This is a genomic window from Pseudomonas sp. B611 (assembly GCF_055407965.1).
Genome location: NZ_JBUZST010000011.1, coordinates 123,525 through 138,556 on the forward strand (window position 1 = coordinate 123,525; position 15,032 = coordinate 138,556).

13 protein-coding genes are annotated in these 15,032 nt (G+C 62.1%); 10 read left to right on the top strand and 3 right to left on the bottom strand.

The genetic code is table 11. From position 1 onward, the window contains the following. Nucleotides 1–234: 234 nt before the first annotated feature. Nucleotides 235–1,149, top strand: a complete 915-nt coding sequence (locus ACZRMO_RS21370; protein WP_463974125.1) for an alpha/beta fold hydrolase — start codon at nucleotides 235–237, stop codon at nucleotides 1,147–1,149. Here ACZRMO_RS21370 and ACZRMO_RS21375 read toward each other — a convergent pair. After that, on the bottom strand, nucleotides 1,095–2,087 hold the full coding sequence (locus tag ACZRMO_RS21375; protein WP_463974126.1) for a GlxA family transcriptional regulator: 993 nt from the start codon (nucleotides 2,085–2,087) through the stop codon (nucleotides 1,095–1,097). The genes ACZRMO_RS21370 and ACZRMO_RS21375 overlap by 55 nt on opposite strands. Nucleotides 2,088–2,177: 90 nt before the next feature. Between ACZRMO_RS21375 and inhA the strand changes: the two genes are divergently transcribed. Then, nucleotides 2,178–2,858, top strand: coding sequence for an isonitrile hydratase (gene inhA, locus ACZRMO_RS21380; RefSeq protein ID WP_463974127.1), 681 nt, complete (start codon nucleotides 2,178–2,180; stop codon nucleotides 2,856–2,858). A 134-nt stretch (nucleotides 2,859–2,992) separates the two neighbouring features. On the opposite strand, the gene ACZRMO_RS21385 is transcribed toward inhA, so the two are convergent. After that, the gene (locus ACZRMO_RS21385) at nucleotides 2,993–3,244 is read right to left on the bottom strand and encodes a DUF6124 family protein (protein WP_463974128.1); all 252 of its coding nucleotides are present in this window, start codon (nucleotides 3,242–3,244) and stop codon (nucleotides 2,993–2,995) included. A 465-nt stretch (nucleotides 3,245–3,709) separates the two neighbouring features. Between ACZRMO_RS21385 and ACZRMO_RS21390 the strand changes: the two genes are divergently transcribed. After that, nucleotides 3,710–5,173, top strand: a complete 1,464-nt coding sequence (locus ACZRMO_RS21390; RefSeq protein ID WP_463974129.1) for an S-type pyocin domain-containing protein — start codon at nucleotides 3,710–3,712, stop codon at nucleotides 5,171–5,173. Continuing rightward, nucleotides 5,173–5,646, top strand: a complete 474-nt coding sequence (locus ACZRMO_RS21395) for a DUF6392 family protein (protein ID WP_177414132.1) — start codon at nucleotides 5,173–5,175, stop codon at nucleotides 5,644–5,646. The genes ACZRMO_RS21390 and ACZRMO_RS21395 overlap by 1 nt, the downstream gene beginning before the upstream one ends. A gap of 109 nt (nucleotides 5,647–5,755) precedes the next feature. On the opposite strand, the gene ACZRMO_RS21400 is transcribed toward ACZRMO_RS21395, so the two are convergent. Then, on the bottom strand, nucleotides 5,756–6,385 hold the full coding sequence (locus ACZRMO_RS21400; protein ID WP_463974156.1) for a LysE family translocator: 630 nt from the start codon (nucleotides 6,383–6,385) through the stop codon (nucleotides 5,756–5,758). A 159-nt stretch (nucleotides 6,386–6,544) separates the two neighbouring features. Here ACZRMO_RS21400 and ACZRMO_RS21405 point away from each other — a divergent pair, with 159 nt between their 5' ends. The 6 genes from ACZRMO_RS21405 to ACZRMO_RS21430 all read left to right on the top strand — a co-directional run bounded on the left by ACZRMO_RS21405 (nucleotide 6,545) and on the right by ACZRMO_RS21430 (nucleotide 15,011). Then, a complete protein-coding gene (locus tag ACZRMO_RS21405) occupies nucleotides 6,545–7,060 on the top strand; it encodes a sigma-70 family RNA polymerase sigma factor (RefSeq protein WP_463974130.1) in 516 nt (171 codons plus the stop codon). Continuing rightward, the gene (locus ACZRMO_RS21410; RefSeq protein WP_463974131.1) at nucleotides 7,047–7,997 is read left to right on the top strand and encodes a FecR domain-containing protein; all 951 of its coding nucleotides are present in this window, start codon (nucleotides 7,047–7,049) and stop codon (nucleotides 7,995–7,997) included. Before ACZRMO_RS21405 ends, ACZRMO_RS21410 begins: the two co-directional genes overlap by 14 nt. 286 nt (nucleotides 7,998–8,283) lie before the next feature. Further along, on the top strand, nucleotides 8,284–10,770 hold the full coding sequence (locus ACZRMO_RS21415) for a TonB-dependent siderophore receptor (protein ID WP_463974132.1): 2,487 nt from the start codon (nucleotides 8,284–8,286) through the stop codon (nucleotides 10,768–10,770). A 428-nt stretch (nucleotides 10,771–11,198) separates the two neighbouring features. Then, complete coding sequence (locus ACZRMO_RS21420) at nucleotides 11,199–12,638, top strand: undecaprenyl-phosphate glucose phosphotransferase (protein WP_463974133.1); 1,440 nt, start codon at nucleotides 11,199–11,201, stop codon at nucleotides 12,636–12,638. Beyond that, nucleotides 12,638–14,098 (top strand): mannose-1-phosphate guanylyltransferase/mannose-6-phosphate isomerase, encoded by a 1,461-nt coding sequence (locus ACZRMO_RS21425; protein ID WP_463974134.1) that lies wholly within the window; start codon nucleotides 12,638–12,640, stop codon nucleotides 14,096–14,098. The genes ACZRMO_RS21420 and ACZRMO_RS21425 overlap by 1 nt, the downstream gene beginning before the upstream one ends. Before the next feature lies 1 nt (nucleotide 14,099). After that, a complete protein-coding gene (locus tag ACZRMO_RS21430; protein ID WP_463974135.1) occupies nucleotides 14,100–15,011 on the top strand; it encodes a glycosyltransferase family 2 protein in 912 nt (303 codons plus the stop codon). Nucleotides 15,012–15,032 lie beyond the last annotated feature (21 nt).

Consider the following 15,032-nt stretch of genomic DNA (forward strand, 5'->3'; position numbering starts at 1 on the left):
TACTGGGGAGTAGACGACTTGCAGCAGGCATTGCGACGGTTTGAGGAACTGGGTGGGACGTTGTATCGGGGGCCGATGGAGATCGAGGGTGGTCACTGGATTTGCCAGGTCCGCGACCCTTGGGGAAATTGCATCGGGCTTCGACAACCAACCCCTGTGCCACACACGTGCCCTGCTCCCGCCGCGGCAATCGGCTAGAGTTTCTGCACCCTCGCCAGCAGGTAATCAACCACCATGACCCTCACCGCCCCGCTGCACTACGTGCGCACCACCCTGCTCGATGTGGCGTATGAAGCCCACGGCCCCCTCGACGGAGCGCCTGTAATCCTGCTGCATGGTTTCCCCTATGATCCACGCGGCTATGACGCCATTGCACCGGCGCTGGCCGAGTTGGGCTATCGGGTATTGGTGCCGTACCTGCGCGGGTACGGCCCGACGCGGTTTATCAACGAGCAGGTGATGCGCTCCGGGCAGCAGGCGGCGTTGGCCAAGGACTTGCTGGATTTCATGGATGCGCTGTCGATCCCCCAAGCCACCCTCGCTGGGTACGACTGGGGCGGGCGCGCCGCCTGTATCGTCGCGGCGCTGTGGCCCGAGCGCGTGCGCGGGTTGGTAACCGGGGATGGCTACAACATCCAGGACATTGCCAAGTCGCTTACCCCCCGGGCGCCGGAGACGGAGCATCGTTTGTGGTATCAGTACTACTTTCATACCCAACGGGGCGTGGACGGTTTGACCGCCAATCGCCGTGAGCTGTGCCAGTTGTTATGGACGCTGTGGTCACCGTCCTGGGACGAGGGGGCGGGCCTGTTTGAGCAGAGTGCGCCATCGTTCGACAACCCGGATTTCGTCGAGGTGGTGATTCACTCCTATCGCCACCGGTTTATGTACGCGCCGGGCGACCCGGCACTGGAAGCGATCGAACAGGCGTTGGCCCTGCAACCGCCGATTTCGGTGCCGAGCATCTCCCTGTGCGGTGCGGACGACGGGGTGGGGCCGCCGCCCGTGGAGGATGACGACGCGGAGCATTTCAGCGGTTGTTACCGGCGCAGGATCTTGCCCGGCGTCGGCCACAATATTCCTCAGGAAGCGCCTCAGGCCACGCTGGACGCACTGCTGGAATTGCTCGGCGAAAACCGCTCACGGTAGGCCTGCGGCGTTACCGACAAGGCCCTTAAAAAACTGCGGCGCAAGGTTTCCTCACTGCCAAAACCACATTGCACAGCAATGCGCTTGATCGACGCCGTGCTGTCCGCCAATTGCCTGCGCGCGGTTTCGACGCGGATCAGTTCCACCGCCCGCGCCGGGGTCTGGCCGGTTTCGTTGCGGTAGTGGCGCACGAAGCTGCGCTCGCTCATGCCGGCCTGGGCGGCCAGGGTCGGGATGTTCAGGTCGAGGGTGAGGTTTTCGGCCATCCAGGCATGGAGTTCGGTGAAGCGGCTGTCGGCCTTTTGCAGGGACAGGGTCACGCTGAATTGGGATTGCCCGCCCGGGCGCTTGAGGAACACCACCAGGTGCCGCGCCACTTCCAGGGCCACTTCGCTGCCCAGGTCGTCTTCCACCAGCGCCAGGCACAGGTCGATGCCGGCAGTGACGCCCGCGGAGGTCCACACCGCGCCTTGGCGGATGAAGATCGGGTTGGCCTCCACCGTCAGCGCGGGGAATTTGCGCGCCAGTTCTTCGCAGCGCGTCCAGTGGGTGGCCACGCGGCAGCCGTCCAATAAACCACTGGCCGCCAGCAGGAAGGCGCCGGTGCACACCGAGGTCATGCGCCGCGTGTGCCGGGCTTTTTCCCGCACCCAGTCGACCAGTGCCGGGTCTTCGGCGGCGCCGTACACGCCCCAACCGCCAGCGATTACCAGGGTGTCGCACGGCGCGTCGATGGCCGGCAGCGGCTCGGCCACCAGCGCCAGACCGGCGGAGGTCATCACCGGCTCCGCTTGCGCGGCGATCACCGTGACCGCGTAAGGCAACGGCAAGCCGCGCTGGCGCGCCAGGTCATTGGTGGAGGCGAACACCTGCAACGGCCCGGTCACATCGAGCACCTGGGCATTGGCAAAAGCGAGGACATGGATGATTCGCGGCATGATTGGCGTGATCTGTGGGCTGAATGGCGTATGCGCCAAAGCCTAGGCCCCTAAAGTGAAGCCGTCCACCCCTTTCTCGGAGCGCTGTCCATGACCTTGCAGATCGGCTTTGTGTTGTTCCCCGGCATCCAGCAACTGGACCTGACCGGCCCCTATGACGTCCTCGGTTCACTGCCAGACGTGAAGTTGCACCTGGTGTGGAAAGACCTGGCGCCCGTCACCTCCAGCACCGGGCTGGTGTTCACCCCGACCATGACGTACGCCGACTGCCCGCCGTTGGATGTGATCTGTGTACCAGGCGGTTCCGGCGTGGGCGCATTGATGGAAGACCCGCAGACCCTGGATTTCCTCACGGTACAGGCGCAGACCGCGCGGTACGTGACGTCGGTGTGCACCGGTTCGTTGGTGCTGGGCGCGGCGGGCCTGCTGCGCGGACGTAAGGCCACCACGCACTGGGCGTACCACGACATGCTCGCCCCGCTGGGCGCGATCCCCGTGCAGGAACGCGTGGTACGCGACGGCAACCTATTGACGGGGGGCGGTATCACCGCTGGCATCGACTTCGCGCTGACCTTGGCTGCGGAGCTGTACGACGAAGCGACGGCGCAACTGGTGCAGTTGCAGATTGAATATGCGCCGGCGCCGCCGTTTGACTCGGGTCGTCCGGATACGGCGCCCAAGGCTGTGCTGGAGGAAGCGCACAAGCGCACGGCGCAGTCGCGCAAGACCCGTGGCGAGATTGTCGCGCGAGCCGCCGCTTTGCTCGGCTGACAACACAATCCCCCTGTGGAGACTGGCCTATGTGGGAGCGGGCTTGCTCGCGAATACGGAATGTCAGGCACTGAATATGCTGACTGATCCAACGCCTTCGCGAGCAAGCCCGCTCCCACATTCAAGCAGCGTTGTCAGCTGCACGCGGTGAGCGACTTCCCGACGCCATCGTGCACGCGATCCGCGAGTAACTGCGCCAGTTCGATCAACTGCGCAACACCCAACAACTCCTCTCGCTTCGTTCCTTCCAGATTAAACGCAAGTTCACAGCTCAGCGCATTGGCCGAGGCGAGTGTTTCGCAGAGGTTGACCAGCAGGTCTTCGGTACTGATTCCATCCGCTACGGCAAATAGACGGACAGGGGGATTGGGGGTGGGTTTGATCATTGTGAAGCTCCTAAGGAAAGTGGAGCTGCCATTGATCGCCGCGACGCGATGGGGGTGGCAGCTGTACGCAGGTTCGCGGACCGGTCCTTAGGAAACCCGGCATACCCGAAGGTATCCCGCGCACAGCCGCCATAGCGCCGCACAGTAGACGATAAAAAAGCGCCAACTGAAAGCAGACGATGACGCTTAGCGTCCATAGGAAACCGGGCCGCGACGCCCGACCGCTGAGTGTGCAGCGGTGTACGGAGACTAGAGACCGAGTTTCCTAGGGGCAACCGCAAATAGGTGTCGGAAGTTTCTGTTTCTTCGCTTACCTAGCCGAACGGTCAGTTGTTTGGACTTCCTTCATTCAGCAGCATTCTTCTCGCGCCAGTTAGGCGCGATCTTCACCAGCAACGCGATAGCCCGCAAAGGCTGGCGCAGGTGGAGGCTTCTGCAGCCAGGCTTGCACGCGGAGAATGAGGCATGAGGCGTTACAACCTAACCAACGGCGCCAAGACAACGGCCGGTGGCACGGTCTACACCGGGTACACGGGCGGTACCATTAACGGGTTGGGAATGGTCAGACAGGGCGATCTCATCTTCTGCCCCGCCTGCTCCAGCCAAGGTGTCGTCGTATGTGTCGGGCCGCGACTGGGTGAAATATGGGACGGTGCAGAGGCCGCGTTGGACGGCGACGTGTGCCGCTGCAAATGTGACCCGCCACCTAAACTCATCGCCAACCAACTCATGGAGTTTCAGGACATAGACCCTGAAAAGTCGCCGTCTTTTTTGCCACCGCCGGGAACCGCTTCAGCTCGCAGCACGGCCGCCGAGGCTTTCGCGCCGAACGCACAACCTGATGCGCTGAATGTGTGTGTATTCGCAAAATCCTGTGTCTCAGTGCCCGCCGGCTCCACAGCAGCGGGACAAGCGCCCGAACGTGCAGACAATTTCGGCAAAACTGCTCTGATCGCTTCAACCGGCACCGCTGGTACTGTCGGGCGTGTCGCGGGGACGCTCGGCAGTGACCTCGGTACTTGGACAGTACGTGGAGTAGCGGGCGCAAGCGCCGCATTGAACGTAGTGTTGCTGGCCTTTTGGCCGAGAGATATTGGCGATTCGACGCTCTACACCCCAGCGCAATTGGCAAACCTGCAATCGGCAAGCACACGGGTGCGGTTCCAGTTCCGTCAGGATGACGCGGGGGAATTGAGAGCTTATGGCATCCACACCTCGCCGGGCAGTGGTTCGGATCGGGTACCTGTTGCACACGCCCGATGGAACGCCGACAAGAGCGCGATGGTGGCGGTTCTGGATGGCATCAGCATTACTTGGACGCCCAACAACGGGCCGGTGGTCAGTGCGCCAAGTCCTTACCCAGGCACACCGGAGCGGCTGGATAACCTGCTCGTTCATCCGATTGCGGTAGGGCCTGATTCAGCCATCACTCATTATCCAGGCAGGGATGCCGAGGATGTGACCTGGCAGGATACGATCATTACGTTTCCTGTTGATTCGGGTGTGGCGCCGTTGTATTTGGTGTTTGCCAAGCCCGCTGTCAGGCCTTTAGAAGTAGACACTTATGGCGCGTTCAATGGGCGGCTTCGAGAAGAAATGCATTTGGATCACATGCCCTCTCAGGCAGCCCTGGAGCATTACTTGCTTGGGCACTATCCGCATCTGGGAGAAGCTGATCGCAAACAAGCCATGAAAAATGCCGCAAGCATCGCCATACCCGCTCGAGTTCACCAGAAATTCAGCGAGACCTATGGGTGGAGAAATAAGAAAGCCAAGCAACATGCGGATGCTGCAGATTTACGAGATGCGGTAGAACGAAATTTTGATGCAATAAAGCCCTACATGCTCGAAGAGGGATTCAGCAACGCTGACCTTGAAGATGCGCGGGCCAGAATGCACAAAATCAATGAAAAACAGGGGTGGTATTGATGGACGCGCAAACGATTCGATTGTGGGTCACGAGTTTGGGGGCGAATTATGCAGAATTGATAGCCGCCCGGAAGATCCCAAATCAACCACTCACAAAGCCATTTGAGGGCAGTAATTGGCCAGCGATGCACCCAGCTGATGGACTTGAGTTGGTTTTCAATGACGAAACCAAGTGCCTGGAACAGGTCCTGATCACTCTGGTTCCGACGGTCGGTCAGCCGACTTACTCGGGAGATTTGCCGGCTCCATTTTCACTAAAGATGAATCAGCAAAGTGCGCGTAGCTTTCTGGGAGAACCCATGGCATCGAAAGGTCCTGAAAAAATTCCAGGAGGGCTGGGTGTACGAGGTGGGTGGGACGCATATCGGCTGTCAGGCGACATTCATCCGAATGGCAAAGTCATAATTTGTTATCTTGAGGATCTCTCTGTAAACAACATCTGCTTCTCTCTGGTGATTTCAAATAAACGCTGAACACAATACAGCCTACCCATTAATCATCGAGCCAAATGCAGTTCAAATGTGGGAGGGCGCAAGCCCGCTCCCACATTTGATCTCCGTCGATCATGAGGTCGCAGGTGAGTCAATTGGGACGCGACATCACCGCCAACCGCACCGCCAACACCGTCAGCACCGTCGCCAGCCCCCATTTCTGTAGCCAGGCGCTGCTCGGGCGCTTGGCAAAGAAGCGGCTCAGTACACCACCAAACGCGCCCAGCAGTCCGTGAAATACCGCTGCGATCACAGTCAAAACGCCGCCAAGCACCAGCAATTGCACGGCGATCGATCCCGTCTCTGGCCGCACAAACTGCGGCAAAAACACCACAAAAAACAACAATGCCTTGGGGTTGAGCAAACTGTTGAGCATCGCTTGCACACACACCCGCCCCAGGGGTACGCGGTGAGCGTGAGCGGTGTCCAGACGCGGACTTTTCTGCAAGGTCTTGAACACCAGCCACAGCAGGTAGACCACCCCCGCATAACGGATCAGGTCAAACGACGGCGGCCAACTCGCCACCAGCGCCGTCACTCCGCTGGCGGTCAGCGCGGTCAGCAGCAGGTCAGCCACGCCAATGCCCAGGGCGCAGGCGATGCCGCCGCGCCAGCCGTGGCTCACGCCGTGGCTGATGACAAAGGCCATGTTCGGCCCCGGCGATAACAGCAACAACAGCACCGCACCGCAAAAAATCGCCAGGGTCGCCAGGTCGATCATGCTCAAGCCATCCATCGGGAAAACCTGGAGCGTAAACCGCACGCCGTGGGCCAACAATAAATTGTGCTGGATACATTGCGTGCCAGTGATTGCTCATTGCCATAACCAACGACTAGAATGCGAAACATTATCAATTATGACTGCTGTGCCAGGATGCCCATGTCGAGCGATCACCCACTGGACCCTGCCGCCATCGGCCAACTGTACCTGGCCCATCACTCCTGGCTGCACGGCTGGTTGAACCGGCGCACCGGCTGCCGCGAGCATGCCGCCGACCTGGCGCAGGAGACGTTTGTGCGCTTGCTCAACGCGCGCAAGCAGCAGACCTTGCAGCAACCGCGCGCGTACCTGAGCAGCATCGCCCGCAGCCTGATGATCGACCAGTACCGACGCCGCGAGCTGGAACGCGCCTACCTCGAAAGCCTCGCGCATTTCCCACAGGCTGAAGTGCCGTCGGAAGAAACCCGGCGGCTGATCCTCGACAGCCTGGAGCGCATCGACCGTCTGCTCGACCAACTCAAGCCCCGCGTGCGCGAAGCCTTCCTGCTCGCCCAATTGGACGGCCTGACCTGCTCGCAAATTGCCCAACGCCTCGGCGTGTCCAAGGCCACCGTGGAGCGCGACCTGTCCAAGGCGCTGCACGCCTGTTATCGGTTGCGCTATGAGGAATGCTGACCCGCGCCTGGTGGACCAGGCCATCCAGTGGATGATCAAGCTGCGCTTCAATGTCGCCGACGACGCCAGCACCGCGGCGTTTGAACGCTGGCTGCACAGCAGCGCCGAACACCAGCAGGTGTGGCAGCGCGTGGCGACCATGAATGACGATTTCAACCAACTGCCGGCACAGCTCGGGCGCCGCACCCTCAGCGGCGCGCGGCAACGCATCAGTCGCCGTGAAAGCCTCAAGCTGTTGGGCCTGGTGGCCGGTGCGGCCGGGTTGACCTGGTTTGGCCGCGACTACACGCCGCTGCCCGCCCTGGTGGCCGACTACCGCACCGCCACCGGCGAACAGCGACGGGTGACGCTGGACGACGGCAGCCAGGTCCAGCTCAATAGTGCCACCGCGTTCGATAGCACCTTCAATGCAGAACGCCGCAAGGTGCAGTTGCGCCAAGGCGAAATCGTGGTGCAGCCCAGCGGCGACAGTCGCCCGTTCTGGGTCCTGACCCGCAACGCTGACCTGCGTGCCCAAGGCGCACGCTTGCTAGTCCGTGAAGAAGCCCAAGGCACGTTGATCGCGGTGCAGCAGGGCAGCGTGGCGGTGTTTGCCGACCGCCACGACGCCAACGCCCGCCAAGTGATCCCGCCCGGCGCGTCGGTGCTGATCGACCGCCACAGCATCCGCGCACCTATCGCCAACGGCCTCGACCCCTGGGCCTGGAGCGACGGCGTAATCAGCGCCCACAACATGCGCCTGGATGATTTCCTCAGTGAATTGGCGCGCTACCGCAACGGGCTGGTGCGTTGCAGTGAAGCGGTGGCCGGGTTGCGGGTGTCGGGTACCTATCAGTTGAGCGATACCGATCAGGTGCTGACGCTGGTCGCGCAATCGCTCAATGTCGATGTCACCTACCGCAGCCGTTATTGGGTGACCGTCACCCCTCGGGTTTAAACCGTCGAAAAATAAATGAGGTGAATTCGCATTGCCGCTCGACCTGTAAGGAAAGGCCGATCAACAGCCTAATGCCAGTCAGTTAAGCGCTAGTAAGAGCAAAAAATAACCTGTGGCGAGGGAGCTTGCTCCCGCTGGAGTGCGAAGCGCTCCCAAGATTTTTGGGGCCGCTACGCAGCCCAGCGGGAGCAAGCTCCCTCGCCACAGGTGCAGTGCTCACCTTGACTGACTGGCATTGGTTCAACAGGCCAGTCTTTTCCACGTCCTTCAGGAGCAGCCCACGGTCATGCAAGCGTTCCCCTCCCCCCGTTCCCCCCTCAAGCGCGCGGTCCAGGCCGCCCTGCTGGGCGCCTGCCTGAGCGGCGGCGCCCTGCCCCTGGCCGTGCTGGCCGAAACACCGGCCAGTGACAGCCAGGCCCGCGACTGGAACATCGCCGCCGGTTCCCTGGCCAGTGCCCTGGACCAGTTCGCCCGCCAAGCCGGCATCAGCCTGTCGTATGACGCCAACAGCGTCGCCGGCAAGACCAGCGCCGGCCTGAATGGCCGCTTCGACCCCGCGCAGGCCCTCGACCAGCTGTTGCGCGGCCAAGGCCTGCAAGCCCAGCGCCAGGGCAACAGCACCTGGTTGCTGCTGCCGCAGGTGGCGGACAGCGGCGCGCTGAACCTGGGCGCCACCACCATCACCGGCGACCGCCTGGGCGCCACCACCGAGGGTACCGGTTCCTACACCACTGGCGCGGTGACCATCGGCAAAGGCCAACACAGCCTGCGGGAAACGCCGCAATCGGTCAGCGTGATGACCCGCCAATTGATGGACGACCAGAACGTCACCACCATCGACGACGTGATGGAGCGCACACCCGGCATCACCAGCTACGAGTCGCCCATGGGTGGCAAGTATTTCTACTCCCGTGGCTTCAAGATGCTCGGCCAGTACCAGTACGATGGCGTACCGCTGGACATGGGCAAGGACTACGCCCAGGCCGACAGTTTCAGCGCCAACATGGCGATTTATGACCGCGTGGAAGTGCTCAAGGGTGCCGCTGGCATGCTCAAGGGCGCCGGCACCGCCAGCGGCGCGGTGAACTTCGTGCGCAAGCGGCCCCAGGCCAAGCCCACCACCAGCCTGTCGCTGTCCGCCGGCACGTGGGACAACTACCGCGCCGACCTCGACACCGGTGGCCCGCTGAACGACAGCGGCACCGTGCGGGGCCGTGTGGCGATCAGCCAACAGGATCGCGCCTCGTACATGGACATCGCCAAGCGCAAGGACCAGGCGTTCTATGGCGCGCTCGACATCGACCTCAGCCCCGACACCACCCTGGGCATTGGCGCCAGCTACGAAGACGTCGATGCCACTCCGTGCTGGGGCGGCCTGCCGCGTTATGCCGACGGCAAGAGCGCCAACCTCAGCCGCTCGACGTGCCTGGGCCAGTCCTGGAACGACTGGCAAAGCCGCCGCGCCACGTACTTCGTCGACCTCACTCAGCAACTCAACGACGACTGGAAACTCAAGGTCGCGGCCGTGCACAGCCGCAACCTGCAAGACACCAAGTACGCCGCCAGCGAAGGCACTATCCAATACGGCGACCCGGCGCCCACTGCGCTGTCCTACGCCGCGCTGATGGACTACGACCACCGCGACTACGGCCTCGACGCCTACCTGGACGGCAAGTTCGAAGCCTTCGGCCTGGAACACGAACTGATCCTCGGCGCCAACGGCAGCCGTGGCACCCAGGACGATGTGTACGCGATCCAGAACCTGCCCACGCGCCAGGGCATCTACACGCCCAACCACCACTTGCCGGAGCCGGCCGACAACACCTTCTGGCCGAACATGTACCGTGGCAGCACGATCAAGGAAACCGCCACCCAGTACGGCGCCTACGCCACCTTGCGCCTGCGCCTGGCAGAACCGTTGATGTTCATCGTGGGCAGCCGCGTGAGTTGGTACGACAACCGTCGCCAGTCCTACAGCCTGGGCTGGGGCGAGTGGTCGCTGCAGGATGCGCACTCCAAGGAAACCGGCGAAGTCACGCCGTTCGCCGCGCTGATCTATGACCTCAACGAGCACCTGTCGGTGTACGCCAGCTACGCGGATATCTTCCAACCGCAAAGCGCCTACGCCACCGCCGATGGCGCCGCGCTCAAGCCGAAGATCGGCGACAACTACGAGCTGGGCATCAAGGGCGAATGGTTCGACGGCCGCCTCAACAGCTCCCTGGCGCTGTTCCGCGCCATCGAGAAAAACGGCGCCGAAACCGACTACGCCAGCTTCTGTGCAACCTCCGCCGATGGCTACTGCTACACCGACACCGCCCGGGTGCGCGCCCAGGGCGTGGAGGCCGAAGTCAGCGGTGAATTGCTCGAACGCTTGCAGGTTTCTGGCGGCTACACCTACACCCAGACCAAATCCCTGAAGAACATCGACAGCGCCCTCGAAGGCGGCTCATCCAACACCTACGTGCCCAAACATATGCTGCGGATGTGGGGCGACTACCAGCTCGACGGCGCGCTGTCGAAGTGGAGCGTGGGCACTGGCGTCAACGCCCAGAGCAGCAACTACCGCATGCAGACCATCAAGCTGGAACAGGCCGGTTATGCGGTGTGGAACGCACGCGTAGCGTACCGCCTCGACGACACTTGGACCGTGGCCCTCAACGGCAACAATCTGTTCGACAAAAGCTACTACAACACTGTCGGTACAGCGTCGTGGGGCAACTTTTATGGTGAACCGCGCAATTTAACGGTGAGTTTGAAAGGCAACTTCTGATCCCGCGAACGTCCCGGTGGCCGGGCACTTAACGTGCCTTGCCACCCCCTCTTTGTCCCCCTTTCCTACTTCCATTTGAAAAAGCTTTCCCCGTTCGGCAGGAAAATTCTCACATTTGTTCCTACACTCAAAATCACACCCCCAGACCGAGTGTCAAGACAAGGAATGTCAAAAAAATGCCGAAAAACCTGCAAATCAAACGCTCTAAACGGCGCATCCGCATCACGGTCAATTTATTGACAAGGCAGATCAAGGAAACACTCCCTTAAGTCACCACCCCGCAAATCCCGTCAAATGACGCGCCGCATTTGAAGTGGATAGTTGCGTATTACCCAGAGTAGCCGTAGTTCGACTGGCCTCTAAGCAGCCTGCTGCCTTATTGATCAAACAGCCGAACAGAACGTCTGGAGTGCAATGAGGGATGCTGTATGCGAAAGAAGTCGTCCGTTGACAGTTTGTTTTTAACACGTGCCGGTTTTGTTGAATTTTTTGTTGTTTTCGTCAAATTCATTCATGGCTTGAGTGCCATCCTGCCCCCGCTCGTCCTGGTGTATTTCATCGACCCGGTGGCCCCCGAACAGCGTCCTCATTTTCTTGGGCTGCTGCTGTTTTTCGCGGTGCTCACCATCATTCTGTTCCAGGCCCTGGGCATCTATTCCGAAGAATTGTTCAGCAACCGCCTGCGCCTGAAAACCAAGGTCAAGGCCTGGTCTGCGGCGTTTTGCATCCTGCTGTTCATGTACCAGATCCTGCAATCCTTCCCACAGCTGACCCCGCGCAATCTGGTCGCCTGGTACTTCGCCAGCCTGGCGCTGTTCTGCCTGGAACGGCTGCTGATGCTGCGCCTGTATCGCAACCTGATGCGCAAGGGCAAATACCTGCAACGCACGGTGATCCTGGGCTTTACCGACACCGCCGTGCACGTCGCCGACCACCTGCAACGCAACGGCGATATCCGCTCGGGCCTGGTCGGTTTTATCGACGACCGCACCGAGCGCATCCCCAAGGAATTGAGCAACCTGCCCTTGCTGGGCAACTCCCGCGACCTGGAAAAACTGATCCGCTCCGAGGAGGTCAACCAAGTGATGATCTGCCTGCCCTGGGCCGCCGAGCAGCGGATCCACGGGCTGGTCAACCGCCTGCGGCAGATGTCGGTCAACGTGATGCTGGTGCCCGACATGGCCGCCCTGCGCTACGGCCACAGCAAGATCACCGACGTCGGCGGCATCCTCATGTTCAACACCTCGCAGTTGCCGCTGCGGGGTTGGTCGCCGGTGATCAAGCGCCTGGAAGACTTGCTGCTGGCCAGCCTGGCGCTGGTGTGCCTGTCGCCGGTGATGGTGGCGACGGCGATTGCGATCAAGCTCGACTCCAAGGGCCCGGTGCTGTTTCGGCAGAACCGCTACGGCTACAACGACAACGAAATCCGCGTGTTCAAGTTCCGCTCGATGTACACCGACCAGAGCGACTTCACCGCCGAACGCCAGACCACCCGCCAGGACCCGCGCATCACCCGCGTCGGGCGGATCATCCGCAAGACCAGCATCGACGAGCTGCCACAGCTGTTCAACGTGCTGCTGGGCAATATGTCGATGGTCGGCCCACGCCCCCACGCCACCGCGACCAAGGCCGCCGGCGTGCCCTTTGAAGTTGCAGTGAGCGAGTACAGCTCGCGCCACCGGGTCAAGCCAGGGATCACCGGCTGGGCGCAGATCAATGGTTACCGGGGCGAGACCGACACCCTCTACAAGATCCAGAAACGCGTGGAATACGACCTTGAGTACATCTCCAAATGGTCGGTGTGGTTTGACCTGTACATCGTCTTCATGACGGTCCCCGCCGTCCTGTCCACCAAGGAGGTCTATTGATGAACACCCTCAACGGATTGATCCCCTGCATCGTCTCCGGGGGGTCGGGCACGCGGCTGTGGCCAGTGTCGCGACAGAACATGCCCAAGCCCTTCATGCGCATGCGCGACGGCCAGAGCCTGCTGCAAAAAACCTTCCAGCGCGCGGCCAAACTGCCCGGCGTGGAAAGCGTGCTGACGGTGACCAACCGTGACCTGCTGTTTCGCACCCTGGATGACTACCGCAGCGTCAACAAGGCCCACTTGCCCCTCGACCTGCTGCTGGAACCGTTCGGGCGCAACACGGCGGCGGCCATTGCGGTGGCGGCGCTGCATGTGCAGGAGCATTTTGGCGATACCGCGCAGTTGCTGGTAATGCCCGCCGACCACTTGATACTCAACGAAGTGGCGTTCGCCGAAGCCGTCACCCGCGCCCGCAACCTCGCCGAAGCCGGCTACCTGGTGACCTTTGGCATCCAGCCCGATCACCCCGAAACCGGCTTCGGCTACATCGAGCAAGGCGAAGCGCTGGGCAGCGGCTACCGGGTCAAGCGCTTCGTCGAAAAACCCGACCTGGCCACCGCCCAGGGCTACCTCGACGGCGGCAAGCACCTGTGGAACGCGGGCATGTTCTGCTTCAAGGCCGGCACCCTGGTGGACGAGCTCGCCGCCCATGCGCCGGACGTGCTCACCGCCGCCAGAACCGCGCTGGAACACAGCCAGAGCCTGCAAAACAAAACCTCGCGCCAGCGTGAGCTGGACGCGGATGGCTTCGCCAGCGCGCCGGATATTTCCATCGACGTGGCACTGATGGAGAAGTCCCGCCAAGTCGCCGTGGTGCCGTGTGACATCGGCTGGAGCGACATCGGTTCGTGGGAAGCGCTGCGCCAGCTCACCCCCAGCGACGCCCACGGCAACCAGGTCAATGGCGAAGCGATCCTGCATGACGTGCACAACTGCTACATCGACTCGCCCAAGCGCGTCACCGGCGCGGTCGGCGTGCGCGACCTGATCATTGTCGATACTCCCGACGCGCTGCTGATCGCCGACGCCCATCGCAGCCAGGATGTGCGCTACATCGTCGCCGAGCTCAAGCGCCAGAACCATCCGGCGTACAGCCTGCACCGCACCGTCACCCGGCCGTGGGGCACCTACACGGTGCTGGAGGAAAGCAGCCGCTTCAAGATCAAGCGCATCGTGGTCAAGCCCCAGGCGTCGCTGTCGTTGCAGATGCATCACCACCGCAGCGAACACTGGGTAGTGGTCAGCGGCGCGGCGCAGATCACCAATGGCGAGCGCGAGTTCCTGATCAACGCCAACGAGTCCACCTACATCCCGGCCGGGCACAAACACCGGCTGACCAACCCCGGCATCATCGACCTGGTGATGATCGAGGTGCAGAGCGGCGAGTACCTGGGCGAAGACGACATCGTGCGCTTCGACGACATCTACGGGCGCGCCCCGGCCGACGTGAAAAAATGACATGCGCACTTCATTGATCATCCCGACCCGTAACGCTTCCAGCCACCTGGCCCGCCTGCTGCCGGCGCTGGCCATGCAAACCCTGCAACCGGACGAAACGCTGGTGGTCGACAGTGCCTCCAGCGACGACACCGTGGCGCGCTTTCGCGCCTTCGGCGCCAGGGTCGAGGTGATCGATGCCCGCGATTTCAACCACGGCGGCACCCGGCGCTGGGCCAGCGAGCAAGTGGGCGGCGACGCCTTGATCGTGATGACCCAGGACGCCATCCCCGCCAGCCCCGAGACCTTTGCCAACCTGCTCGCCGAGCTGCAGCAAGACCCGCTCAACGGCGTCGCCTACGGCCGCCAATTGCCGCACCCCGGCGCCGGGGTGCTGGGCGCACAGTCGCGGCACTTCAACTACCCGGCGCAGAGCCGCAGCAAAAGCCTGGCCGATGCGCCGGAGCTGGGGATCAAGACCTGTTTCAGCTCCGACTCGTTTTCCGTGTACCGGCGCAGCGCCCTGCACGCGGTGGGCGGTTTTCCCGCCGACGTGATCGGCAGCGAAGACGCCTACGTCGCCGCGCGCCTGCTGCTCGACGGCTACAAGGTGCGCTATGCCGCCAGCGCGCAGGTGTATCACTCCCACGATTACACGCTCATGGATGAGTTTCACCGCTACTTCGACATTGGCGTGTTCTACGGCCGCGAACCGTGGATCCGTGAAGCGTTCGGCGATGCCGGTGGTGAAGGTAAACGCTACGTACTGGCTGAGCTGGCGGCACTGCGCGCAGCCGGTGCGTTGCACCGCGTCCCCGAAGTCCTGGTGCGCAGCGCGTTCAAGTTGTTCGGCTATCGGCTGGGCCATCAGGAACGCCGCCTCCCCCTCGCCCTCAAGCGGCGCATCAGCATGTTTCCCGGTTATTGGAGGTGAGCAGCATGACCCACAGGAAGT

What these genes read in the sequence shown, in the direction of transcription:
- ACZRMO_RS21405 (WP_463974130.1), top strand. Translation starts at nt 6,545, where the DNA reads ATGTCGAGCGATCACCCACTGGACCCTGCCGCCATCGGCCAACTGTAC.
- ACZRMO_RS21375 (WP_463974126.1), bottom strand. Translation starts at nt 2,087, where the DNA reads ATGCCGCGAATCATCCATGTCCTCGCTTTTGCCAATGCCCAGGTGCTC.
- ACZRMO_RS21415 (WP_463974132.1), top strand. Translation starts at nt 8,284, where the DNA reads ATGCAAGCGTTCCCCTCCCCCCGTTCCCCCCTCAAGCGCGCGGTCCAG.
- ACZRMO_RS21385 (WP_463974128.1), bottom strand. Translation starts at nt 3,244, where the DNA reads ATGATCAAACCCACCCCCAATCCCCCTGTCCGTCTATTTGCCGTAGCG.
- ACZRMO_RS21395 (WP_177414132.1), top strand. Translation starts at nt 5,173, where the DNA reads ATGGACGCGCAAACGATTCGATTGTGGGTCACGAGTTTGGGGGCGAAT.
- ACZRMO_RS21410 (WP_463974131.1), top strand. Translation starts at nt 7,047, where the DNA reads ATGAGGAATGCTGACCCGCGCCTGGTGGACCAGGCCATCCAGTGGATG.
- ACZRMO_RS21400 (WP_463974156.1), bottom strand. Translation starts at nt 6,385, where the DNA reads ATGATCGACCTGGCGACCCTGGCGATTTTTTGCGGTGCGGTGCTGTTG.
- inhA (WP_463974127.1), top strand. Translation starts at nt 2,178, where the DNA reads ATGACCTTGCAGATCGGCTTTGTGTTGTTCCCCGGCATCCAGCAACTG.
- ACZRMO_RS21430 (WP_463974135.1), top strand. Translation starts at nt 14,100, where the DNA reads ATGCGCACTTCATTGATCATCCCGACCCGTAACGCTTCCAGCCACCTG.
- ACZRMO_RS21370 (WP_463974125.1), top strand. Translation starts at nt 235, where the DNA reads ATGACCCTCACCGCCCCGCTGCACTACGTGCGCACCACCCTGCTCGAT.
- ACZRMO_RS21420 (WP_463974133.1), top strand. Translation starts at nt 11,199, where the DNA reads ATGCGAAAGAAGTCGTCCGTTGACAGTTTGTTTTTAACACGTGCCGGT.
- ACZRMO_RS21390 (WP_463974129.1), top strand. Translation starts at nt 3,710, where the DNA reads ATGAGGCGTTACAACCTAACCAACGGCGCCAAGACAACGGCCGGTGGC.
- ACZRMO_RS21425 (WP_463974134.1), top strand. Translation starts at nt 12,638, where the DNA reads ATGAACACCCTCAACGGATTGATCCCCTGCATCGTCTCCGGGGGGTCG.